This is a genomic window from Komarekiella delphini-convector SJRDD-AB1 (genome assembly GCF_014831675.1).
In the GTDB taxonomy this organism is placed as follows: domain Bacteria; phylum Cyanobacteriota; class Cyanobacteriia; order Cyanobacteriales; family Nostocaceae; genus Komarekiella.
The window spans coordinates 3,301-26,512 of the sequence record NZ_VJXY01000032.1 but is presented as its reverse complement, the minus strand read 5'-3'; the positions used below and the strand labels follow the sequence as shown (position 1 = coordinate 26,512).

At 42.0% G+C, this 23,212-nt stretch carries 21 protein-coding genes and 1 pseudogene; 14 read left to right on the top strand and 8 right to left on the bottom strand.

Going from position 1 to position 23,212, the window contains the following annotated elements; genetic code table 11:
* Window positions 1–4 precede the first annotated feature (4 nt).
* The gene (locus tag FNW02_RS24265) at window positions 5–772 is read left to right on the top strand and encodes a phosphate ABC transporter permease (protein ID WP_225225871.1); all 768 of its coding nucleotides are present in this window, start codon (window positions 5–7) and stop codon (window positions 770–772) included.
* A gap of 27 nt (window positions 773–799) precedes the next feature.
* On the opposite strand, the gene FNW02_RS24260 is transcribed toward FNW02_RS24265, so the two are convergent.
* The 5 genes from FNW02_RS24260 to FNW02_RS24240 all read right to left on the bottom strand — a co-directional run bounded on the left by FNW02_RS24260 (window position 800) and on the right by FNW02_RS24240 (window position 4,094).
* The gene (locus FNW02_RS24260; RefSeq protein WP_191760049.1) at window positions 800–1,429 is read right to left on the bottom strand and encodes a precorrin-8X methylmutase; all 630 of its coding nucleotides are present in this window, start codon (window positions 1,427–1,429) and stop codon (window positions 800–802) included.
* Between the two features lie 140 nt (window positions 1,430–1,569).
* Window positions 1,570–2,379: a TPM domain-containing protein gene (locus FNW02_RS24255; RefSeq protein WP_191760048.1), complete on the bottom strand. Its 810-nt coding sequence runs from the start codon at window positions 2,377–2,379 to the stop codon at window positions 1,570–1,572.
* 309 nt (window positions 2,380–2,688) lie between these two features.
* Window positions 2,689–3,270: a DUF948 domain-containing protein gene (locus tag FNW02_RS24250; RefSeq protein WP_191760047.1), complete on the bottom strand. Its 582-nt coding sequence runs from the start codon at window positions 3,268–3,270 to the stop codon at window positions 2,689–2,691.
* An 11-nt stretch (window positions 3,271–3,281) separates the two neighbouring features.
* The gene (locus tag FNW02_RS24245; protein ID WP_191760046.1) at window positions 3,282–3,632 is read right to left on the bottom strand and encodes a YtxH domain-containing protein; all 351 of its coding nucleotides are present in this window, start codon (window positions 3,630–3,632) and stop codon (window positions 3,282–3,284) included.
* A 120-nt stretch (window positions 3,633–3,752) separates the two neighbouring features.
* Window positions 3,753–4,094: a hypothetical protein gene (locus FNW02_RS24240; protein WP_191760045.1), complete on the bottom strand. Its 342-nt coding sequence runs from the start codon at window positions 4,092–4,094 to the stop codon at window positions 3,753–3,755.
* 649 nt (window positions 4,095–4,743) lie between these two features.
* Here FNW02_RS24240 and FNW02_RS24235 point away from each other — a divergent pair.
* Window positions 4,744–5,337: a Uma2 family endonuclease gene (locus FNW02_RS24235; RefSeq protein ID WP_191760044.1), complete on the top strand. Its 594-nt coding sequence runs from the start codon at window positions 4,744–4,746 to the stop codon at window positions 5,335–5,337.
* A 382-nt stretch (window positions 5,338–5,719) separates the two neighbouring features.
* Here the strand turns inward: FNW02_RS24235 and aspS are convergent, their stop codons facing one another.
* On the bottom strand, window positions 5,720–7,507 hold the full coding sequence (aspS, locus tag FNW02_RS24230; RefSeq protein WP_191760043.1) for an aspartate--tRNA ligase: 1,788 nt from the start codon (window positions 7,505–7,507) through the stop codon (window positions 5,720–5,722).
* A gap of 289 nt (window positions 7,508–7,796) precedes the next feature.
* Window positions 7,797–9,164, bottom strand: a complete 1,368-nt coding sequence (dnaA, locus tag FNW02_RS24225) for a chromosomal replication initiator protein DnaA (RefSeq protein WP_191760042.1) — start codon at window positions 9,162–9,164, stop codon at window positions 7,797–7,799.
* Between the two features lie 169 nt (window positions 9,165–9,333).
* Here dnaA and FNW02_RS24220 point away from each other — a divergent pair, with 169 nt between their 5' ends.
* From FNW02_RS24220 to FNW02_RS24185, 7 genes are all read left to right on the top strand, one after another.
* The gene (locus tag FNW02_RS24220) at window positions 9,334–10,596 is read left to right on the top strand and encodes an HhoA/HhoB/HtrA family serine endopeptidase (protein WP_191760041.1); all 1,263 of its coding nucleotides are present in this window, start codon (window positions 9,334–9,336) and stop codon (window positions 10,594–10,596) included.
* A 259-nt stretch (window positions 10,597–10,855) separates the two neighbouring features.
* The gene (gene def / locus FNW02_RS24210) at window positions 10,856–11,389 is read left to right on the top strand and encodes a peptide deformylase (RefSeq protein WP_191760039.1); all 534 of its coding nucleotides are present in this window, start codon (window positions 10,856–10,858) and stop codon (window positions 11,387–11,389) included.
* Between the two features lie 93 nt (window positions 11,390–11,482).
* The gene (locus FNW02_RS24205) at window positions 11,483–12,673 is read left to right on the top strand and encodes an HMA2 domain-containing protein (protein WP_191760038.1); all 1,191 of its coding nucleotides are present in this window, start codon (window positions 11,483–11,485) and stop codon (window positions 12,671–12,673) included.
* A 31-nt stretch (window positions 12,674–12,704) separates the two neighbouring features.
* Window positions 12,705–13,490: an HMA2 domain-containing protein gene (locus FNW02_RS24200; protein ID WP_191760037.1), complete on the top strand. Its 786-nt coding sequence runs from the start codon at window positions 12,705–12,707 to the stop codon at window positions 13,488–13,490.
* A 127-nt stretch (window positions 13,491–13,617) separates the two neighbouring features.
* Window positions 13,618–15,879 (top strand): heavy metal translocating P-type ATPase, encoded by a 2,262-nt coding sequence (locus FNW02_RS24195; RefSeq protein WP_191760036.1) that lies wholly within the window; start codon window positions 13,618–13,620, stop codon window positions 15,877–15,879.
* 73 nt (window positions 15,880–15,952) lie between these two features.
* A complete protein-coding gene (locus tag FNW02_RS24190) occupies window positions 15,953–16,261 on the top strand; it encodes a DUF5132 domain-containing protein (protein WP_191760035.1) in 309 nt (102 codons plus the stop codon).
* Window positions 16,262–16,428: 167 nt separating this feature from the next.
* Window positions 16,429–17,013 (top strand): HMA2 domain-containing protein, encoded by a 585-nt coding sequence (locus FNW02_RS24185; RefSeq protein WP_348535437.1) that lies wholly within the window; start codon window positions 16,429–16,431, stop codon window positions 17,011–17,013.
* A 168-nt stretch (window positions 17,014–17,181) separates the two neighbouring features.
* Here FNW02_RS24185 and FNW02_RS24180 read toward each other — a convergent pair whose 3' ends face one another.
* Complete coding sequence (locus FNW02_RS24180; protein ID WP_191760033.1) at window positions 17,182–17,805, bottom strand: 4Fe-4S single cluster domain-containing protein; 624 nt, start codon at window positions 17,803–17,805, stop codon at window positions 17,182–17,184.
* A gap of 325 nt (window positions 17,806–18,130) precedes the next feature.
* On the opposite strand from FNW02_RS24180, the gene FNW02_RS24175 reads away from it, so the two are divergent.
* From FNW02_RS24175 to FNW02_RS24160, 5 genes and pseudogenes are all read left to right on the top strand, one after another.
* A complete protein-coding gene (locus tag FNW02_RS24175; protein ID WP_191760032.1) occupies window positions 18,131–19,759 on the top strand; it encodes a DUF1565 domain-containing protein in 1,629 nt (542 codons plus the stop codon).
* 424 nt (window positions 19,760–20,183) lie between these two features.
* A complete protein-coding gene (locus tag FNW02_RS24170; protein WP_191760031.1) occupies window positions 20,184–21,377 on the top strand; it encodes an FHA domain-containing protein in 1,194 nt (397 codons plus the stop codon).
* Window positions 21,378–21,400: 23 nt separating this feature from the next.
* Window positions 21,401–22,240 (top strand): annotated as a pseudogene (locus tag FNW02_RS38915) (protein kinase domain-containing protein); the annotation flags it as partial.
* Between the two features lie 78 nt (window positions 22,241–22,318).
* Complete coding sequence (locus FNW02_RS38910; protein ID WP_348535438.1) at window positions 22,319–22,813, top strand: MORN repeat-containing protein; 495 nt, start codon at window positions 22,319–22,321, stop codon at window positions 22,811–22,813.
* Between the two features lie 106 nt (window positions 22,814–22,919).
* On the top strand, window positions 22,920–23,212 hold a 293-nt coding region (locus FNW02_RS24160; protein WP_225225870.1), incomplete at its 3' end, for a hypothetical protein.

The window sequence follows — 23,212 nt, the reverse complement described above, 5'->3', positions numbered from 1 at the left end:
ACTCATGCTTGTTCCACTGACTCGCCAGAAATTTGAACAACTCGTCCCCCTCATTGCCACTGGTTTACAGTACAAGTACTACTGGGGGAAGTTTTCAAATTTTTTGCAACGGCTATTAATTTCTGTAGTTGCTGTAGTTGTGATTCTACTTGTGAAAGCCTTGTTTGGGCTTGAGTTTGGTTCAATAGTATTTGTGTTGGGGGTAATTAGCGCTTTTTTTTGGCTGTGGTATCCAGTATTTCAGGCAAGTATGCGGAATTCACAATGTCGCCGTTACAAGTACAGCGGCTTTTTCCGTGGGCGAGTACTGGATTGGTGGATTACAGACCAGTTAATTGGTAAACAGGAAACCGTCAATAGCAAAGGCGAATTGGTGATTGTCGAAAACCGAGAAAAACAGATTAACTTAGAGATAGGTGATGACACAGGATTTAGCATTGAGTTTACCGCACCACTGCGTCCTGCCCACAAAGCCATTGCTCGCGGTCAAGTTGCAGAAATGGTATTAATGTCAAATCGCGCAGATTTGAGCAGTATTGAAGAATTCAGCGATATATACTTTCCCAATCGCAACCTCTGGGTCAGCGATTATCCTTATCTACGAAGAGATTTCTTTAATGAAGTCGGTCGCCGCTTGCGTGAAGACCAGCAGGAAAGGCCGCGTCGGCGTCGCCGCTCAGAGGAGCAGAGGGGCAGAGGTCTACGGCAGGAACCCCCAATGCGGGACAGGGAGGCAGAGGAGCAGGGGAACGAAGGAGATTATGGATATTAATTCTTCACTGTTCGCTTACTTGCTTTTTCAATTCCTCCCATTTCCATCTTGTCCGTAGGCTTGCCAAGCCAAGTCTACCAATCCATCAAGAATTGCAGCTGCTACAACTGCATTACCTTTGCGACTGTCTATTGTAATGTGAGGTACTAGAGAGTCTTGTAAGCACGTCTTAGCAGCATCCACATTCACAAATCCCACTGGAGTAGCAATTATCAAAGCGGGTCTAATTTCCTCAGCTTCAATTAAATCAACCAATGCTGTCAGTGCTGTCTGTGCTTGACCTACCACAAAAATGCCCTCTGGATAACGCTTAGCGAGGGTTTCTATTCCCCACGCTGTACGAGTTTTTTCTTTTTGGGGACGCGTCAAAGCTTCCATGCTGCAATACACAGGATTGGCGAAGGTATTTTGAATATCGTATGCAATACCTACTTGTACCATCGGTACATCTACCACAATCGTGGTACGCGCCGCTAAGGCTGCTGCACCAGCTTGCAAGGCACGCTCAGAAAAGCGAATCAAAGACTTATACTCAAAGTCGGCTGTGGCATACACCACACGCCGGACAATCTCATACTCTGCGGGTGAAAAGACATGATCACCAATTTCACTATCAATGATTGCTAAACTTTGAGCATCAGTTACGTGCCATTCCATTGTTGTTGAGCTTCTCAGATATCAGCTTTCAGCTTATCAGCTTCAGAGAGCACTGAGTGCTGAGTATTTTTATTTTATTTTTACTCAGGACTCAGGGAGAAGTCAGAGCGGCAGCTCCCGCCGAACTGAACTTTGTTAAGTCAGGACTCAGTACTAGAAGAAGGCCGACTGAAAATAGGAGATAGGTACGCAACCAAAACACCAATCAGAAAACCAGCGATATTGCGAACTAGAGGTAGCCATTCACTCGTACGCGTCACCACTGGCCCAATTCCGAAGGCAATAAATAATATTCCCCATAAAGGAGAGAAAATTAAAGCCCATTGCCAAGCAAAAACTTGTCCTTCACGGTGAGGTTGAGCTGCAAATCCACAAATTACCCCACCAATAATTGAGGTAATCAGGGTGAGAATCCACTGCTCCCGTGGTAGCCCAGGAACAACATTACAACCACCCTTTAGCAAACAACCTTTAACCGATTCTAAGGCTTGCAAAATTGCTTGGTCTTCACCTTGTTCTCGTACAAAGTACAAATTACCAAAGCGTGTTTGCAATTCTATCCAGAAAGTCCGAGGTAAAAGTTCATAAACAGCATCGCCAACACTAAAGCTGAGGATGTTACCGCCGCGAGAATCGGCAACTAATAAAATACTTTTGTCATCTAAACCCCAATATTTGATGACTGCCCGACCTGGAGTACGGTCATACTGAGTCAATACTCGTAATTTCCAGCCAGTATCAGCTTCAAATTGCTCTAAATCTGTGACAAGCTTTTCTTCTTGCAATTCAGGAAGAGTTTTAGCTAAGTCTACAACTGGAGTAAAGGTGTCAGGTAGTAATTCAGGATTGTCATACGCCAGAGCTGGGGGAGAATGCATAGCCCAAATTGACCCAGCCAGGAAAAATACCGCAATAGATACCAGGATTCGTCGCCAAAAACAAGACTGCATGGACGTTTTTATACAAATATCAACAGTAGAAGTGAACAAGTTGTTTTAAAAGAGTACTGGAAAAGTGATACTTCTTTACACTTGTTTACTTTACTCTAATCTAAGGGATCAAAGCAAAAGGATGGGGATTAGGGATTGGGGATTGGGCAAGGTGGGGGCCCTCTGGAGATAAGGGGCGATGGGGATTAAGAACTGGGGGTGCAGAAGTAGAGTGGGCATTGCAATAACCTACCTACAAGCTGGGACTAAGGATTAAGAATTAGGAAACAGTTTTCGCCAGTCGCCAGTCGCCAGTACCCTTGATGCTTTCTAGTCTTGGTTATACCAATCATCGGAGGCTGTGGGCTTGGAAAGTAAATCTTCGTCCTCAAAACTAGCTTCCCAGCTAGCAGGGTCATTGTAACCGTCCTCAGTGCGGTAAACTTCTGTTTTTGTCCGGCGATTTTCTTGTCTGAGCGCTTCTCGTTCGCGCAACGTTAGCGGTGTCTCATTAATTGACAGACGTTCTACTGTTCGCCTCGCAGGTTTTTGGCGCGTGAAATTTTTCCAAGCGGCTTTGACGCCAACAAAAACGCTACGTGTGCCTACTTGTAGATTTTGAGCTTGTTTTTTTGCACTATCGAGGCTTTGATCAACTTGTTTAACGACTTGACCGGCGCTTTTGACACCTTCACTGACATCATCGGTCAAGTCAGTGATTTCTAAGCCAGTCATGCGGATAGCGTCTAGAGTAGGTGGTAATTCTCGTGAGAGGGTATCAAATAGTTTTTCTGCACTGCGAGCAGCGCGTGCTAGCTCCTGCAAAGCTGGTATCGCCGCTACCAAAACCGCAGTCAAACTGGTAGCGACTAAGAGGATAGACAGTCCCAACCAAAACAGGGGATCAATCACAGTTATGCCATCTATGAGCGTTCTAATTGCTGGGGAACCGGATCTGAGTCTTGTGCAGCTGTTTGCCGTTTTAAGACTTGGCTTTCTCGCTGACTAGCATCTACACCAGCTGCGATCGCTTCCTTTAACCTATCTAAAGTATCATCCCAGTTTCGCAATGCGCTAGCAGAAAGACGATCTGCTTGGATTTGTACACTTGTTGATAAATCTTCTGCCAATTCTGGGATAGCATTGGCAGATTTTTTCAATAATTTACGTGTTTCACGCCCTGTACGTGGAGCTGCTAGCAACCCGGTTAAAGCACCGATGGTAGCTCCCAACATCAACCCGCCAATAAATACTCCAGAACGGTTATTAGACATCTTATTGTTTCTCTCCTTACACTCATTTTAGGTGGGTTTTCTCTCCTTGCAAGACCCAAAGGATTTTATTCATTTAATCTATCGTGACAATATATCACCCAGAAATGTTGCTTTTATTTATTAAACTCTTTTTGCAACTGTCTTTTTTCCAGGTGTGAACTTTACTCTTGGAAAATTTCGCTGCCAAGCTTGGCGTCCTAGAAATAGCAGACTGACAATTTGTCGCACTTGTTGAATTTGTACCCGTAGCCCTTGATTTCCCTGACGTAAGTTATGAATATTCTGCTGGCTCATATAAATATTTTCGGGTGCTTTATAGAGTGCCGCATGGCTACAACGTTCATAGTCAATTAATCTATCTGCTATGTATGCTAACTGCCGCTTGAGTTGCCAGACTCGCCAAGCTGCATAAAGTAGCATCAGCGAAATTAGAGTGTTAATTACGACAACTACTATTACCATTATTTACCTTCACCAACCTCAGCTTTGAGGTATTGTGTAGTGCGTTTGACCGTTCCAATTTTAGATTTTAGATTTTAAATTTTAGATTTTTTTGGTACTCCTGCAAAGAAGCAAGCTACATGCTCCGTCCATAGTGAGTGTGCGGAACAAATCCTATTAGAGTCAATCCAAAATCCTCAAACTCCGTACCCTTGTAGTCGGAGTCAATCCAAAATTGATTGACTTAGCTCTAAATTTAATCATAACGGCATAGTCTCAGCATCAATCAACGTTGTCTCAGGTAAAAAATGCCGTCTCTTACCAGTAGCAACCTCCGTGCAGCAAAAAAAGTTACGATACTTAAGTAAATGAACGCAGTAAAAACTCAAATAATGCACTTCTTTATTTTTTCTCTTCTGTCCGCCGCAGAGTGATAAAGCTGAACAGTCATCCGGCTCTAATACAATACGGTTCAGTTAAGGCTAAAATTTTTTGTCAAATTCAATTTTTTAACGAACCGCAAAGGACGCAAAGAGAAGGAAGAAATGCTTAGCTGAATTGTATTAGGCTCTAATATTGCATACAAATCTGGTGAATCTGCGATCGCCCCAAAACACCTTAAACTAGGAGCCTCGCTCATAATAAAATTAACACTATTGGCAAAACGCCTATGAAAGCTCTCTCCCAGAATGTACCCCCAGCCGTAGGACTGACAGACGAGCAGTTTTATCAACTCTGCATAGCCAATGAAGAATGGCGATTGGAACTAACTGCTGAAGGAGAATTAATAATCATGCCCCCAACTGGCGGCGAAAGCGGCATTAGGAATTCGGATATCAACCTGCAACTTGGTTTTTGGAATCGTGAAACAAAGCTGGGAAAAGTCTTTGACTCTTCAACTGAATTTCGTTTGCCTAATGGTGCTTATCGTTCTTTTGATGCTTCCTGGGTGCTACTAGAACGCTGGAAAGTGTTATCCTCTGAGCAAAGGCGGCGCTTTCCTCCATTGTGTCCAGATTTTGTAATTGAACTTCGTTCTGAAACTGATTCCTTAGCAAAATTGCGCTCAAAAATGCGAGAATATCAGGCTAACGGCACTCGCTTAGGCTGGCTGATTGACCCTAAAACACCCTTAGTTGAAATTTATCGGACTTCTATTGATGTAGAAACTCTAAATTTCTCTGTTGACAAACCACCGACGCTTTCTGGCGAAGATGTGCTACCTAGATTTATCCTGGATCTAACCCCCATTCTGAATCCTTGAGCTTACGCTTCAACTTATGAAATTGCCAAGGATAAAAGAACTAGGAATAAGCGATCGCTCCTCTATTTTTTCCAATCACACAAATATTCAATAGACCGCACGAATATTTGAAAAGAGGAACAAACCGCAAAGGCGCATAGACGCAAAGCGGCTACTCTACGAGAACGCTAAGAGCGAACCCGCAGAGTAGGACACAAAGAAAGAAAAAGTTAAGAAAATTTGGTGCAGCCTCACAAATAAATGGTCTTACGGCTGTTCAAATCTGATTCATGCAAGAGGTCTTATGATGATACAAATCACTAGTTCATTTGTTCGCTTTGAAAGGGCGGGGATTGCAATGCCCACCCTACTATTGATTGAAAATAGATTCCCTTTGACTAAGCTAAGACTTTGGTTTATAAGTCGAAGCAACATGCAGTTCTTTCAATTGCTTGGCATCTACTCCCGAAGGCGCGTCAGTTAATAAACACCGTGCTTGTTGCGTCTTTGGAAAAGCAATTACATCTCGAATAGATTCTTCTCCAGCTAATAGCATCACCAAACGATCTAAACCGTAGGCAATACCACCATGAGGCGGTGTACCATATTCAAATGCTTCTAAGAGAAAGCCAAATTTATTTTGTGCTTCTTCAGGAGACAAACCGATCGCTTCAAATACCTGCTGTTGAATTTCCCTTTGATAAATCCGCAGACTTCCACCGCCTACTTCCATGCCGTTGAGCACTAAATCATAAGCTTGGGCGCGTGCAGTTTTCAAGTCACTCAAATCATCAGGATGCGGTGCAGTAAATGGATGGTGCAGTGCTTCTAGGCGTTTTTCGTCAGCATTCCACTCAAACATGGGAAAATCTGTAATCCAGAGCAGGTTGATTTTTTCTGGATCAATTAACCTAAACTCTTTTGCGATAACTTGCCGCAGTCTATCTAAGGTTTTATTAACTGTAGCAGTATCACCAGCTCCAAATAACAGCAGATGTCCAGCTTTTGCACCTGTGCGGCGTAAAATTTCCTGTTTTTGTTCTGCTGACAAATTGTCTTTAATAGCGCCAATAGTATCGATTTCACCATCATCCCTTACCCGGATGTAGGCTAAACCTTTAGCACCAGCTTCGTTGGCTTCTTTGAATAAATCTCCGCCTGGTTTGATGCGGACGTTAGAAATTACATCATTACCGTTGGGAATTGGTAAAATTTTGACGACACCACCATTACCAACGGCGTCCCGAAAGACTTTAAAACCAGAGTCTTTGAGCACATCCGAGACATTGACTAACTCCAATCCATAACGAGTATCTGGTTTATCACTGCCGTAACGTTCCATCCCTTCAGCATAAGTCAGACGAGGGAAAGGGCGGTGTAACTCAATGCCTTTAACCGTTTTGAAAATATGACAAACTAACTTTTCATTTAGTTCGATTATTTCTTCTTGGGACATGAAACTCATTTCCATGTCTAACTGAGTGAATTCCGGTTGTCTATCGGCGCGTAAATCTTCATCGCGGAAGCAGCGGGCAATCTGATAATATCTATCTAAGCCAGATACCATCAGTAATTGTTTGAATAGCTGGGGTGATTGTGGTAAGGCAAACCACTCACCAGCGTTAACGCGACTGGGTAAAATATAGTCCCGCGCACCTTCAGGAGTGGAACGGGTAAGGATTGGGGTTTCGACTTCAATGAAACCTGCCAAATCTTCCAGATAGCGACGCATGGCTTTGACAATTTGATGACGTAGTTGTATGTTTTGCGCCATGCGATCGCGTCGCAAATCCAAATAACGATACTTCAGTCGCAAGTCTTCCCGCACCGTCTCGGTGTCAGCAGTAGAAACTTGAAAGGGTAACTGTTTGCGGACACCGTTGAGCAGTAAAATTTTATCGGCGTAGATTTCAACTTCACCTGTAGGTATGCGGGTATTCAAAGATTCTTTAGGACGTTGCGTTACCCTACCAGTGATTTCAACAACGTATTCATTTCGCAGGGCGTTTGCCTGCTCGTAGGAATCCGGGGTGCGTTGCGGATCGCTGACAATTTGGAGGATTCCAGAGCGATCGCGTAAATCTAAAAATATCACACCCCCATGATCGCGGCGACGGTCTACCCATCCGTACAAGGTAACAGTTTCTCCAATATGTTCTTTTCGGAGTTCGCCGCAATAGTGAGTTCGCATAAATGTTAGGTCTGTTTTTCCGGGCTAGATTGGCAAGAAAATGTCAAAGCTTTCCCATTATCTAGCATCAATAGTAATTGTAGTAGTTCCGGTGAAATAAAAAATCAAAAACTATGGGACTGGGGACTGGGGAATGGGGACTGGGGAATGGGGAATGGGGAAAGAGAATTATTCTTTCGCTTCCCCTGCCCCTCGACTTCCCCTGCTTCCCCTGCTTCCCCTGCTTCCCCTGCTTCCCCTGCCCCTCGACTTCCCCTGCTTCCCCTGCTTCTAGAGTTCCCTAGTCCCCTTATTGGGAGCGACTAGTCATATTAATGCGATCGCTCAGTTGACGTAGTGTTTGTGCTAAGGTGCGATCGCTTTCCCGAAGTTGGGTGATTTTATCACAACTGTAGATTACCGTTGTATGATCTTTACCACCAAACTCTTCGCCAATTCTAGGCAAACTTAGAGCCGTATGTTGCCGCATTAGATACATTCCTATTTGACGTGCCCAGCTAATTTCTCGACGGCGTGAGTTGCTTTTGAGGTCTTCAACTGAAACATCAAAAGTATCCGCCACAACTTTCAAAATTGCTTCTGGAGTAGCTGCCACTTTTTCACTAGATGGCTCTAAAACTGGTGCGATATTTCCCAAAGTCATGGGTAAACCCCAAATCGAAATATAGGCCAATGCCCGAATTAAAGCTCCCTCTAATTCTCGAATATTAGAGGTATAGTTAGAAGCAATATACTCAATCACATCTTTGGGAAGACGAATATTTTCATACTCAGATTTTTTTTGTAAAATTGCCATTCTAGTTTCTAAATCTGGTGGTTGAATATCTGCGATTAACCCCATAGAGAAACGAGAGCAAAGACGTTCTTGTAAGCTAGGAATATGGTTAGGAGGGCGGTCAGAAGCTATTACAACTTGTTTTCCAGCTTCGTGTAAAGTATTAAAAGTATGAAAAAATTCTTCTTGCGTATATTCTTTACCTTCTAAAAACTGAATATCATCTACTAACAAAACATCAGCAGCCCGGTAATGCTCTCGAAAACTTTGCATACTATCCTTACGGATTGCTGTAATTAAATCATTAGTAAACTGCTCAGTAGAAACATAAAATATTTTGCAATCAGGACAAATTTCACAGCGATAGTGACCAATAGCCTGCATTAAATGAGTTTTACCTAAGCCTACGCCACCGCATAAAAATAAGGGATTAAATTCCCTACCTGGAGATTCCGCAACAGCTAAAGACGCAGCATGGGCCATACGGTTGTTAGCCCCAACTACAAATCGGGAAAATATGTACTTAGAATTTAATTCTGTAGCTTTTTGTTTGTTTGTATTAACACTCTGGGCAATACTGTTGGAAGCTGGCAACTCGGTAACATCTTGTGTACTAAGATGAGATTCATCCCCTTTGATAACAGTAATATAAATTTCCACAGGATGCCCCAGAATATCTTGCACTACATGGGCGATTGTATTGATGTAATATTTTTGTAACCAATTGCGAGCAAACGGGTTAGGAGTACGTATAACTAAACAATTATTTTCTAATCGCTCCGCACTAGCAGTTTTGATCCAAGTTTCAAAGGTGGGTCGGGATAATTCTAGCTGTAAACGCTCTAATACCTGACTCCACAGACTTTCTATGGGAATTTCCATTATCTACTACCTTTGCTGCTAATCGTCACAATAGAAGATATGAGCAAGCACCAATTTAGCATTGAGACACTCAAGACCTAAAACAAGCTTTCAACTTGAAATTATTCTGGGATATACCCGGTAGGCAATATCCTACCACCCCCTGACTAGCACGGAGAAGTAAAAATACATGAAAAACATAGACTATTACTTAACGCCTAAAAATATTGATACCAAGAATTTGCCGTACAAATGCAGAGTCAACAGTGTTTTATTGATGCTGCTAAAAGGGGTAGCAGTGGTATTTTTGGGAAGCTGCTCTTTTCTACCTACCAAGTCATTAGAGACTCAACAAAACGATACTCAGCCTCAAAATACTACTGTCTCCAATCCGATAATTGCTCCCCCGGCAATTATCTCGTCCTCTGGAGATCCCAACTTTGTAGTTGCAGTAGTGCAAAAGGTTGGGCCTGCGGTAGTTCGGATTGATTCTGCTAGAACAATCACTTCTCGTGTACCAGACGAATTTAACGATCCATTTTTCCGGCGATTTTTTGGAGAACGCGTACCATCACAGCCTAGACAACGGGTAGAACGGGGTAGTGGCTCTGGATGGATTATTAATTCTTCAGGTCAAATTTTGACCAATTCACACGTGGTAGATGGTGCTGATAGAGTCACCGTTACACTCAAAGATGGCCGAACTTTTGATGGCAAAGTACTGGGTGAAGACCCGGTAACTGATGTAGCTGTAATCAACATTGACGCCAATAATCTGCCAACTTTAGCCGTAGGTAACTCCGATGGACTGCAACCTGGAGAAGCAGTAATTGCTATCGGTAATCCTTTAGGTTTAAACAATACCGTTACTTCTGGGATTATTAGTGCTACAGGTCGCTCTGGTAGCGATATCGGTGCTAGCGACAAGCGGGTTGATTATATTCAAACCGATGCTGCAATTAACCCTGGTAACTCTGGTGGGCCACTGTTAAATGCTCGTGGTCAGGCGATTGGGATGAACACAGCCATTATCCGAGGCGCTCAAGGCTTGGGATTTGCCATTCCCATCAACACAGTGCAAAGAATTGCTCAGGAATTAATTGCTAACGGCAAAGTCGAGCATCCTTATTTAGGCGTTCAGATGGTGACACTGACACCAGAAGTTAAAGAAAGAATCCAAAATAGAGTTGGCGATCGCCTTAATCTTAGAGCTGATCAGGGCGTTTTAGTAGTTGCTGTTGTACCGCGATCGCCCGCATCTGTCGCTGGACTACAATCTGGTGATGTAATTAAAAGCATTAATAACCAGCCTGTTACAAAAATTGAGGAAGTACAAAAGCTCGTAGAAAATAGCAAAATCGGTAGTACGTTGCAAATACAAGTAGAGCGCGATGGACAAAGTTCACAACTAGGAGTCCGGCCGGCTCCTTTGCCAGTACAACGTGAGGGCTGATGTCAAGAGTAGAGACGCGATTAATCGCGTCTGTACAAAGGTCAAGAGTAGAGACACGATTAATCGCGTCTGTCAAAAGTCATTAATTATTCTCTCCTCTGACCCTCTGCCCTCGGTCACTGAGTTTCGACTACGCGGCAATTGAGCGAAGTCGAAACTCAACTGCCACGGAGCCGTAAAGCCTGCGGCATAGCTACGCTTAGGGTGCAGCCTCAAAGTAGAGAAGTGCAGCCCCCCATTACCAAAAGGAGTTCTTCTCATGGCTGAATTAGTTCCAATTATTCAATTAGGCAATCCCATACTGCGTCAAAAAGCTGTTGGGGTTGACAATATTCAAGATGAACACATTCAAAAATTAATTGAAGATTTAATTACTACCGTTGCTAAGGCTAACGGTGTAGGAATTGCTGCACCTCAAGTAGCAGAATCTTATCGTTTATTGATTGTCGCTTCTCGGCCTAATCCTAGATATCCCAATGCCCCGGAAATGGAACCGACTGCGATGATTAATCCTAAAATCATTGCTCATTCAACTGAAGTTGTCAAAGGTTGGGAAGGTTGTTTAAGTGTTCCAGGGATTAGGGGGTTAATTCCCAGATATCAGGCAATTGAAGTGGAATACACTGATCGTAATGGCAAGTTACAAAAGCAAGAATTAACTGATTTTGTTGCTCGTATCTTTCAACATGAGTACGATCATCTTGACGGTGTTGTATTTGTAGATCGCCTAGAGAGTACTCTCGATATGATCACAGAACAGGAATACCAACAACGAGTAGTTAACAATACTTAATTCGGAATAGCTCTCAAGAATGATACTTTCTATTCAAGCTTAGGCTACATTTAACCTAGTGTTAACCTATGGTTTGGGTTAGCTATCGAGCAAATGACCAATACTGTTAGTCACAACGGGTTAAGTTCGCAGCCCAAAATCTCTTCTGACTTAGTTTCTTCTGAACACCAAAGCAACGAAGTAAAAGTTAATCAGAATACAAGTGAAGCAGTCGCACAATCACAAGTACACCTATCTCCAGATGGACTGCAAATCATTCATGCTACAACTGGGCGTGTAAGAATCCGCGCTAGTGAAGATAGTTTTAACTCAAGACTAGAAAGTATATCCCAACATTTACAGCAACAGTGTGGGGTGAGGGAAGTTGTAATCAATCAGCAAACGGGCAGTATGATTGTCACTTATGACGAAAATCAGCTGTCATTGCCGCAGGTGTTGGAGCTACTGCAAGAATTTGGTATTCACCAGCCTCAAGCTTTGTCTGAGTCTGTCAGTGAGATGGATGCCTTTGCTGCATGGAAATCCCTTGATTTTTGGAAAGAGCAGTCTATTTCATTTATTCCCTTAATGACAGGGTTTGCAGTAACCGGAGGAATGGGAGTCAGCGGTTTAGCAGCGATTCCAGTCTACATGATTACAGCAGATGCAACCCGTCGGGTGATTGATTATCTAGAGCCGCAAATTTCAGGAGCAAAAATCAGCAAAACTTCTCAAACAACTGATACAATACCTCGGCAATTTTCCTTATCAAATAGAAAGGGTAAATCTGCAAGAGAGGATAAGAATGCTTCGCAACCCTCATTAAAAGAGGAGAGCAAATCTGTTTTTGTTAACAAAAATATTGGCTTTACAGCACTAGCAAAAATTGCTTATAGAGTAGTCCATGCAATTGAGGGACGTATCAGGTTTAATGTGCCTCGACTTGCTGAAGATCGTGCCTACGCGAAGCGACTAGAGAGGTTAGTGAAAAGTGATGCCCATGTGTTGAGTGTGCGTGTGAATTGTGATGCAGCATCGATCGCGATCGCTTATCAGCCTAGTGACATTAACATAACCCATTGGGTGAGTTTGATAGAGTTGGCTTTGCAAACGAACCCGCCGAATAATCTCATTAAAATAACAGAGCAGCAACTATCTCCAGAGCCAGTTAATCAGTCAACTAAACCGATGAAAACCACAACGGTTTTGGAAGGACAAACTCTAGATATATCGAGTTTATGGGCTGATTTAAAGCCTGCATCTCTGTCTTATTCCTTAGCCTTGATGGCAAACCTTCCTTTATAGACGAGTTCTATCAGGAACACTGGAGGAAAAAATGGAGGACTCTACATCATACTCAGTTCCAAAATCTACCATTCATACTTGCACGCAACCGACCAAGGTAGTTTATAGCATTACTTATGCAGTTGCCGGACAAGTAGGATTTTATGTACCTCAAATTAGCGAAAATTCCAAATATCGGCAACGCCTGCTAAAGTTGCTGCAAGCTGAACCTTGCGTAATTAATGAGCAAATTAATCCTATTGCCGGATCTGTTGTCATTACCTATATGCCAGGGGTAATGTCAGATATTGAGATGCGATGGCATTTGATTAACCTTCTTCAGACTGCTAGCGATGCAGAAGTGGCGGTTGAGCGAACAATCGCAGAACCAGCTATTTCAAACTCAGAGTCGGAGCTTATTACCTATCCCCAAGAAGCTCGTCAACTAGCTCAACAGTCTACAAAATCACAGCCGGAGCTTGTTACCCATTTCCAGGAAGCTCGTCAACTAGCTCAACAGCCTACAAAAGTTGCATATAACATTGTTCATGCGATTCCTGGAAGAGTGCGGTTTCGCGTACCTCAAATTGCTTCAAATCCAAAATACATCCAACGTTTAGAGGTTTTACTCAAAGAAGATCCGGTAGTCACAAGTGAGCGCGTTAACAAAGATGCAGTATCAATTGTGATTACTTATAAAACTGGAATGCTCCAAGATTCCAAAAAGCAAGTTCAAAGCGTCTTGGAAACGGCAGTATCACATTTAGCTAGTCTAATTGAATCTGCCAGCGATGTAACAGTAGGGATGGCAAGCGAGAACGCCTCTAACAGAATTTGATATAACAGCACTGCCATCAGCTAACCAATCTCGCCGCAAGATTGGGGCTATTTTGCTCTCTTGGCGCTATCTTAATCTGCGTGACGGGAGAGAAACCAAGTGTAACAAACCTACATGAGTGAAGGGAATGGCAAAAGTTACGGTTCAATTAGCATCGCCCCCAACTATAATTGCTCACGAGATTGCAGGAGAACGGAATGGGAAAGTTCGTCTAGCTGATAGCAATGGACATTCCCAGCAGCAACTTTCTCAAGTTACCTACAGTGTCATCCATGCAATTCGGGGAAGAGTACGGTTTCATGTGCCCCGACTACGCCATGATACAAACTACGCTCACAGGCTGCAAGGATTAGTTCAAGCCGATCCTCTGGTTACAAGTGTACGGATAAATCCGGTGGCAGCGTCGCTAGTCGTTACTTATAAATGCGATTTAGTTGCAGATGCTAAAATGCGATCGCGTTTGAGTTATCTGATCCTAGCGGCGAATGACGTAGCAATAACTCCTGCTGCTAATACATCATCAGCAGACGACGATGCTAATAAATCCTGGCCTGGTATGCAACTTTCGGCTATGGCTACCAGTTTAGCTTTGCTGGGAGGGCCGTTAGGGTTGCCCATTCCACCAATTATGGTGGTGGGAACCATTGCCTTAGCCACATTGCCTGTTTTTCAAAGAGCTTTGGATGGCATCACAACGCAGCGCAAACTAAACATTGACTTTTTGGATTTTATTGCGATCGCTATTACTACTGTCCAAGGTCAATTTCTCACACCATCGCTAATGTTGAGTTTAATTGAAATTGGCGAAAATATTCGCGATCGCACTGCTCGTTCTTCTCAATTGCAAACTTTGGATTTACTCAATTCCTTGGGACAGTTTGTCTGGGTTGAGCGCGATGGCATCAAGCAACAAATTTCTCTGCAAGAAGTGCGGCGCGGTGATACAGTTATTGTTTATCCCGGCGAACAGGTTCCAGTTGATGGTAGTATCCTGCGGGGTAAAGCACTGCTGGATGAACAAAAACTCACTGGCGAGTCTATGCCAGTTTTGAAAAAAAAGGGACAAGCTGTTTTTGCCTCCACTTTAATGCGCGAGGGACGGATTTATATCTTGGCGGAACGGGTAGGTAATGACACCCGTGCTGGACAAAGTATCAAGTTAATGCAAGAAGCTCCTGTTCACGATACGCGCATGGAGAACTATGCTACAAAAATTGCCGAAAAAGCTGTTATACCAACTTTATTACTAGGTGGGGCAGTGTTTGCCACAACCCGCAACCCAGCACGAGTAGCCAGCGTCCTTACTCTCGACTTATGTACAGGAATTCGGGTATCTATTCCAACAACAGTTTTAGCAGCATTAACTTATGCGGCAAAACACGGCATTCTCATCCGTAGTGGACGCGCTCTAGAACAACTAGCAGCAGTTGACACAATTGTGTTTGATAAGACAGGGACGCTGACGAAAGGGGAAGTGGCGGTTGTTGGTGTTGAGAGTCTCAATTCCTCAACGCCAAGCTCACGGGTGCTGGCATTAGCTGCGGCGGCTGAACAACGTTTGACACACCCAGTAGCCGAGGCGGTGATGCGCTACGCCGAAGCACAGCAGGTGATAATTCCTAATCGTGATAAGTGGAACTACCAACTGGGTTTGGGTGTGCAAGCAGAGATTGACAAAGAGATTGTTTATGTAGGCAGCGATCGCTTTTTGCGTCAGCAAGGCGTTGAAATGGAACAATTAAATGGTCATCAAAAAGGGGCAAGTTCAGCGATTTATGTAGCTAGTAATGGGCAACTTCAAGGTAAGATAAAATATAGTGACGTTCTCCGTCCAGAAAGTCAAAAAGTAGTTGCTCAATTGTTGACGGTCGAAGGTGTGGAAGTTCACATGCTCACCGGAGATAACAAGCGAACAGCTAACGCTGTAGCTGCTAAGCTGAGCATTCCGCCAACGCATACTCATGCAGAAGCTTTTCCCGAACAAAAAGCAACAGTTGTCCGCAAACTACACGAACAAGGTAAAACAGTTGCATTTGTAGGTGATGGAATTAATGATTCACCAGCTTTAGCTTATGCTGATGTTTCAGTCTCCTTCGCTAATAGTTCTGATATTGCCCGCGAGACAGCAGACGTGGTGTTAATGCAGAATGACTTGTATGGTTTATTAGAAGCGATCGCGATAGCTCGTAAAGCCAAGCAATTAATTCACCAAAATACCAGTATTGTTGCCATTCCTAATTTAGCCGCTATGGCGATCGCAGTGGTGTTTGGTCTTAACCCCTTAGCAGCAACAGTAGTTAACAATGGCTCAACAGTAGTTGCAGGAGTAAACGGTCTGCGTCCAATTCTTAAACCTTCATCAAACACAACTCCATCACTAGCAAGATGAAATCACCATCTTGAGCAGAGTATGCTTCAAAGCTTTACAACAATTTTCCTAATTTACAGGAGGAAATTTAACAATGGCACCTAAAATTACTGATTTCGTTGAAGATGCAGGCCCAGTCGGAATTATAGCTGGTATTGGAGCAGTTCTACTAGCCCCTGTAATAGTTCCCGTTGTCGCTGGAATTGGCAAACCCCTAGCCAAGTCAATGATCAAAGGCGGACTTGTTGCTTACGAAAAGAGCAAAGGAGCTTTTGCAGAATTGGGCGAAACTTGGGAAGACATTGTAGCCGAGGCCAAGGCAGAAATTGCTGAAGACAAACAAACTCCAGCTTTTGAAACTGTTAGCACCCCTGTTGACACTACAGCAGATAATGGTGCGTAAAAGACGTTACATGTAGAGACGTTACATGTAACGTCTCTACAGGGTTTCGGGTTTTATTGATGTACTTCACTTACCTGAAATCTGCTGTATCTCCCTCATCTTTCCCTGCTCCCTCAATAGTTTTTCTTTGTCATTAATTCAAAATCTAATTACAGGAGGGCGGCTGTGTGTTGATAAATCACGGTCATCTTACCAAAATGTCTAGAGTTATAAAGCAAACAACCTCAAAAACAACAAAAACTCCAGCCAAACATATACATACAAAAATTGTCAGCAATACCCCAGGTAGACTACGGATAAGAATTGCTCGACCATATTGTCAAGCGAAGGAAATGCAACGCATTGCTAGTGCATTAGAAGCAAAACCGAACATTAGTCAGGTACGGACTAATATTTATCATGGTAGTATTCTTATCAACCACGATGGGAAAGATGGCAGTTTAGAAAATGTTTTTGCCACTCTACAAGATATAGGGCTTATTTTCGGCGGTATTACCCAAAGCGACTCTGAGGCAGCAATGGGCGTCACGAATGCAGTTGTAGACCTAAATAAAAAAGTCGAACTAGCAACAAACGGTGCAGTTGATTTGCGCTTTCTGTTTCCTCTAGGACTTAGTATTCTTGCTGCTAGGCAGTTAATAGCTAGGGGTCTGCAATTTGAAATTATTCCCTGGTACGTATTAGCATGGTATGCCTTTGATAGTTTTATGAAACTACATGGTACGAGTCAAGGACAGCCAAATAGCGATTGACATGATATCAAGTCATTGGTAAGAAAAAGCAAAAGGTTGAGAAAATGCCGATCGGTTTTAGCAATTAGCTCTAGCTTATTTGGTCTGGCTATGGCGCATAGCATCTATCATCCATTAACTTAATATTTATATTCCAAAAAATATCTCCTACACTCCTTTACTTCCCTCCTAAGTGAGCTCTAGCCCACCTTGATAGCCAGTAACAATGCGGCCACCATTCTTGAGGATGTGAACTTCTATCTGGTCACTTGCCCAGGTAATTTGGTCTTGGAAGGCTGGGTTAAGTACATGAACACGTTGATTGCTAGAAGAAACAGGGGAATTGGGAGAATTAATGGCCAGATTTTGTACAAAAGGCCCATCAATCAGGATATCTAGTTGTTCTAACAATGCTTGGGAACCTGGCGGTGCAGATTCAGACTGTAGTTGCTCAAGGGTAAATCCAGTAAAAGACATTATATTTAATCCCGCAGCTTTTACTTTCTTAGCTAAAGACGCTAATGCAGGCGCTTGCCAAAAGGGTTCTCCACCAGAAAATGTCAAACCTGTATTGTGGGGATTGCTGAGAATATTCTTTGCAAGGATATCAATAGCTATCAGTTGGTTAGTCTCAAATGACCAGGAGTCAGGATTAAAGCAGCCAGGACATTCACGAGGACAACCCTGCACCCAAACAACAGCACGACAACCAGGCCCGTTGACTTCTGATTGATCAACGTAACCCATAATGTTGAGATAGCCAGGGGGAATTTCTGTGAGTGCTAGCGATGGGTCAGTTGGCTTAGTTTCCATCTCTTCAACTCCTTTTAACCGTTAACTGTTAATATAGCGAAGCCATAGCTGGTAATGCTGTTACAAGAGTTTCTATTGTCTTGTAATGATTGCTGAGTCAAGGGTCAAACCAATTCGCTGCGGGGCTACGTCTCCTAAAACACCGATTCAGTATTCAAGATAGGGGCGAAAAAACCGATTGTTTCGTAGAGACGTTGCACTGCAACGTCTCTACAGTCAACTCTAGTCCCCAGCCCTCAATTAATATTGCAAATTAATTTTAGCGATCGCTACCTACTTCAACAGTTAGCGCTAGGATGGCTATGTATTTTTTGACAGTATAAATATGACTCAATTATTTTACGTAAATCCATCAGCAGGGAGTGATGTCAACTCTGGTAGCCAACAAGCTCCGTTTAAAACGATTACGCAAGCTCTCAAAGTTGCCACACTCGGCACTAAAATTCAACTGACAGAAGGAAATTACAATGCCGCCAGTGGTGAAGTTTTTCCCCTAACAGTTCCATCTGGTGTAACAGTGGTAGGTAATGAAGCCAATAAAGGCAGAGGCATTGTGATTGAAGGTAGTGGTAACTACCTCAGCCGCACTTTTGCCGGTCAAAACGTTACTTTTGTACTGCTGACTAGTGCCGAACTGCGGGGGATAACTGTGACAAATTTAGCTAGTCGTGGTAGTGGTGTTTGGATTGAATCAACTGCTCCCACAGTAGCTAATTGTACCTTCACCCAGTGCAAGCGTGAGGGAGTATTTGCTACAGGTGATGCTAACCCAGTTATTCTAGGTAATGTTTTTAGTGAGAATGTAGCTAATGGAATTGCGATCGCTAGAAATTCCAAAGGTCAAATTCAAGGGAACATCTGCGTCAAAACAGGCTATGGCATAGCAATTAGTGATACAGCATCACCCACACTTCTAGAAAACAAAATTTACGAAAACCGTTCTGGGATAGTCATCTCAGGTAGTGCGCGTCCGGTGTTACGTAATAATCTCAGCGAAAATAATACTGACGATGGTCTAACAATAATTGCAACTGCCTTTCCTGATCTAGGTAATACCAATAATCCAGGCGGGAACATCCTACGCAATAACGGTAAATTTGATTTGCAAAATGCTAGTTCTAATAAGCTGGTTTTAGTAGGAAACCAAATAAATCCGGCTAAAGCTGCGGGAAACTTAGAGTTTGCAGATAGTTCGGTTCCTATCTTGACACCAACACCCGCACCTACTCCTACACCATCACCAACACCATCCCCGATATCCACCATACCAACACCCACACCATCCCCGATATCTACCACACCCACACCACCGATACTTGTACCCATACCTCTACCCACACCTGCACCAACCCCTACACCCACGCCAATACCCAGTCCTATTGATTTAAGCGATATTGGTAATCATTGGGCAGTTGCATTTATTCGAGAATTAGTTAAACAGGGAATAGTCAACGGTTTTCCCGATCGCACATTTAAACCTGATGCTACAATGACGCGATCGCAATATGCAGCCTTACTTGTAAAAGCTTTCAATCCATCATCAAACCGTGCTGTAAGCAAATTCAAAGATGTGCCAGATAATTTCTGGGCATTCAAGGTAATTCAGCAGGCGTATCAAGGTTTATTTCTCTCTGGTTTTCCCGATAACACCTTCCGCCCTAACCAGAATATCCAGCGCGTGCAAGTTATAGTCTCTCTAGTCAATGGACTAGGATTATCTGGTAATAATACCAGCATCAAAGTTTTCGATGACCAAGCAAAAATTCCTGATTATGCCAAAGATGAAGTAGCAAAAGCTATAGAAAAGCAGATTATCGTCAATCACCCGAACCTCAAACAACTCAACCCTACCCGCGATGCTACACGCGCTGAGGTAGCGGTAATGGTGTATCAAGCTTTAGTAGATGCTGGCCGTGTAGCGGCGATTAACTCGCCTTATATAGTGACTGCTTAATTTGCAAACTAGGTTTGTGGGGTGGGCTGAAAAGTCTACCCTAAAAAACACCTAAGACTGAAAGTCTAGGACTATACAAACAAAGCCTGCCTTCACAGACTAAGGCGCAGCCTCTGGTAGAGAAGTGCGGGCTACGCCTACGCTATTTTTCAAAGGATAATTGCTCAAAGCCTGAAACGACTTATTTCCGTGAATGCATAACATAGAAAATTTGTACAGTGCGTAAGTCTTACTTATAATAACTATTTTTTTCATCCCCTATCCTTTTTTTATGTGATGATAAGAAATACTATGTTTATTGCAAACCTCAAACATAATATTGTGCAATTATCAAGTAAAAAGTTGCTCACTCTTATATAGGTTTTTTCAGGAATCATCTTCTGAAAATTTGTATTAATTTACAAAGAGTTAGAAGGACATAATCATGAATGTATCTACTTTACAGTGGGCAATCACCTTCCAGTGGAACGACGTTAGCACTGGCAACTTAAAAACTCAGCAAATTTCTAAACAACAAGTATCTAAACATAACCATGCCATTATTATTGGTCGTGACAATGTAGTATGCGATATCGTTATAAATGACAGTAGTGTATCAAAAGAACACGTTAAAATATATTGTGACGAACAAGTAAGAAGATTTATTATTAAGAATTTGCGAGATACTAATATTCCTAAATTGGATGATGAAGACTTAGCTATTGGTAAAGAATTACCATTAAAACTAAACAGTAAAATTGTGTTAGGAACGCAAAAAATTGAAATTATTGATATTCAAATTTATGAACTTGAATCGACAAATTATTCGGGTTTAAAATTTTCCAATCCAAATTCAAGTTCGGTTAATCCTAATCCAAATTCAAATCCGGTTAATTCCAGTAAAAATTCAAGTTCGGTTAATCCCAATCCAAATTCAAGTCCGGTTAATCCCGATTCAACTTCCAATAAACCAAAACATTGGTGGCAAGAGCCAACAATACAGGTAGCGATAATAGGCGCAATAGTAACACTTGTTGGTTCAATACTTACTTTAAATGCAAATAAAATGAGCCAGGAAACTGAAAAAATTAAGCAGGATGTTCAGCTAAAAGCTGATAAACTAAAGCAACAAGAAGAGTTTAAAATTGAGAAACAAAAGCTATACAACCAGAAATTTAGTGATCATAGGCAAAAAGTTAGAGAAATTAAAGAAACAATGAGGCAAAAAAAGGAATTTTACAATCAATTAACTCTAAAAACTAATGATAGTTGTCCTAATACTGTACGAGTAGCTATTAGTTTCACTGCTTTAGATGATGTATCAGAAACTAGAGGTTGGATTAATGTTGAGCCAGGGGGCTTGGATAGAACTCCCGGTGGAGCGACAATATATGCTGGAGTATTTTTACATGCAAAAACGAGTGTTAACAATGAAGAGATTATATGGAAACCAACAAAAACAGGTAGGATAGAAAGGTTTGTTTCAACAAGTGAATTTAATTATATTCAAGAGCCTTTTCTTGACGCAAATATAGAGGAAAAACCAGTCAAATTCTATGAAGTTAAATTAGATCGTAAGATTACAAAGAAAGCCTTCAACTGTAATGCAGGTACTTTACAGTTAGTAGACGCAGAATGAAGAATTAAGGGTTTTGGAATAAAATGGATGCTGATAGACTAATATACACAGTTATCCGTAAACGCTATAGAATTGTAAGGTTTTTGGGAAGTGGTGCGTTTGGCGACACCTATTTAGCTGAAGATTTAGATTTGCCTAGCTATCCCAAATGTGTTGTGAAACAACTTAAGCCAAAAACATCCGAGCAGGAAGTTTTGCTGGTTGCTAGACGACTATTCGAGAGTGAAGCAGAATTTTTATACCGCTTAGGTCAGCTTAGTAAGCAAATTCCTAAACTATTTGCTCATTTTGAGGAAAATGACGAATTTTATTTAGTACAGGAATTTGTAGACGGGGATAACTTGGCCGCAGAAATCATTCCTGGTAACAAATGGAGTGAAGGCGAGGTCATTAAACTTTTGCAAGAAATTCTAGAAGTTTTAGCTGTGGTTCATCAGCAAAATATCATCCATCGAGATATCAAGCCTCAAAACTTGATGCGACGTCGTGAGGATGGCAAGATTGTACTAATTGACTTTGGAGCAGTCAAAGAGATTAAAGGTTTAGCAGCAAATATTCAAGGTCAAGTTACTTCAACTATTGTTATTGGCTCAAATGGTTATATGCCAAATGAGCAAGCTAATTCTAAACCAAGACTGTGTAGTGACATCTATGCAGTGGGAGTTATTGGTATTCAAGCCTTGACAGGTAAATTACCTAAAGATTTCCAAGAAGACCCCAGCAATGGAGAAATAATTTGGCGAAATGAGGCAAATGTCAGCAATAAACTGGCTAATGTTTTAACCAAAATGGTGCGTTACAACTTTAGCCAGCGATATCAAACAGCAAGCGAGGCTTTGCAAGCACTGAATTCCATATCTCCAGTACTATCAAAGTCAATAACTTGGTGGAAATTCCCATATCGTAGAAAAGTTTTAGTTGTAACTGGAGTAGGAGCAGGAATGCTTGTGTTAGCTTCTTTTACTCTGTTGTCTATCAAAACGACCGAAAACTTTACTCAACTACCTTGCGATGCTGAACCATCTTTATTCTCTTTACCTGCATTACCAGACGAAGCATACACAATGCATATAGATGGTAGTAAATATCATGGCTATCTTGTTCAGAATCAGAAACTAACTGGCAAGGGAACTTTACTATTTAAAAGCGGTAATAGATATGATGGAGAATTAAAAAACGGTCAGCGTGATGGTTGTGGAAGATATTCATTTCTGGCTGAAACTATCTCACATCAATATTATATAGGTCAATACGTAAACGATAAGCCTGAAGGTCGAGGAAGATTAAGGTGGAAAAATGGTAATGAATATAGAGGGGATTTTAAAGATGGTAAATGTGAGGGATACGGGGTATTTGAATTTGCTAATGGTTCTTCTAAGAGTGGAGTTTGGCAAAAAGGTAATTTGTTAGCAGAAAAGATAATATCATGTGATTAGAAATAAATATAAATATATTCTGTAACTTTTATATTTTTAAAATAGTAGATCTCATTTTAATGATAAACTAACTGCAAAACATGAAATGCTCAAGGAACAAGGTAAAATGAAACATAAGTCATCTAAAAAATCCAATTTTATATCGAACGTAGTTTATTTTCTCTTTTTCACTTCTTCTTTCAGCTTTGCTATTCACCCACGAATAGTATTGGGGCAGCCTACACAAGAGCCAACACCAACAGATATCATCAAGCCGACTAATCAAAATACTCCAGATATCATCAAGCCGACTAATCAAAATACTCCAGATATCATCAAGCCGACTAATCAAAATACTCCAGATATCATCAAGCCGACTAATCAAAATACTCCAGATATCATCAAGCCGACTAATCAAAA

Excerpts from the sequence above, each read along its gene's own strand:
- FNW02_RS24235 (WP_191760044.1), top strand. The coding sequence starts at position 4,744 with ATGAAAGCTCTCTCCCAGAATGTACCCCCAGCCGTAGGACTGACAGAC.
- FNW02_RS24255 (WP_191760048.1), bottom strand. The coding sequence starts at position 2,379 with ATGCAGTCTTGTTTTTGGCGACGAATCCTGGTATCTATTGCGGTATTT.
- FNW02_RS24265 (WP_225225871.1), top strand. The coding sequence starts at position 5 with ATGCTTGTTCCACTGACTCGCCAGAAATTTGAACAACTCGTCCCCCTC.
- FNW02_RS24200 (WP_191760037.1), top strand. The coding sequence starts at position 12,705 with ATGGAGGACTCTACATCATACTCAGTTCCAAAATCTACCATTCATACT.
- def (WP_191760039.1), top strand. The coding sequence starts at position 10,856 with ATGGCTGAATTAGTTCCAATTATTCAATTAGGCAATCCCATACTGCGT.
- FNW02_RS24190 (WP_191760035.1), top strand. The coding sequence starts at position 15,953 with ATGGCACCTAAAATTACTGATTTCGTTGAAGATGCAGGCCCAGTCGGA.
- FNW02_RS24220 (WP_191760041.1), top strand. The coding sequence starts at position 9,334 with ATGAAAAACATAGACTATTACTTAACGCCTAAAAATATTGATACCAAG.
- FNW02_RS38910 (WP_348535438.1), top strand. The coding sequence starts at position 22,319 with ATGCTTGTGTTAGCTTCTTTTACTCTGTTGTCTATCAAAACGACCGAA.
- FNW02_RS24240 (WP_191760045.1), bottom strand. The coding sequence starts at position 4,094 with ATGGTAATAGTAGTTGTCGTAATTAACACTCTAATTTCGCTGATGCTA.
- FNW02_RS24260 (WP_191760049.1), bottom strand. The coding sequence starts at position 1,429 with ATGGAATGGCACGTAACTGATGCTCAAAGTTTAGCAATCATTGATAGT.
- FNW02_RS24180 (WP_191760033.1), bottom strand. The coding sequence starts at position 17,805 with ATGGAAACTAAGCCAACTGACCCATCGCTAGCACTCACAGAAATTCCC.
- FNW02_RS24245 (WP_191760046.1), bottom strand. The coding sequence starts at position 3,632 with ATGTCTAATAACCGTTCTGGAGTATTTATTGGCGGGTTGATGTTGGGA.
- FNW02_RS24170 (WP_191760031.1), top strand. The coding sequence starts at position 20,184 with ATGAATGTATCTACTTTACAGTGGGCAATCACCTTCCAGTGGAACGAC.
- FNW02_RS24175 (WP_191760032.1), top strand. The coding sequence starts at position 18,131 with ATGACTCAATTATTTTACGTAAATCCATCAGCAGGGAGTGATGTCAAC.
- FNW02_RS24205 (WP_191760038.1), top strand. The coding sequence starts at position 11,483 with ATGACCAATACTGTTAGTCACAACGGGTTAAGTTCGCAGCCCAAAATC.
- FNW02_RS24195 (WP_191760036.1), top strand. The coding sequence starts at position 13,618 with ATGGCAAAAGTTACGGTTCAATTAGCATCGCCCCCAACTATAATTGCT.
- dnaA (WP_191760042.1), bottom strand. The coding sequence starts at position 9,164 with ATGGAAATTCCCATAGAAAGTCTGTGGAGTCAGGTATTAGAGCGTTTA.
- aspS (WP_191760043.1), bottom strand. The coding sequence starts at position 7,507 with ATGCGAACTCACTATTGCGGCGAACTCCGAAAAGAACATATTGGAGAA.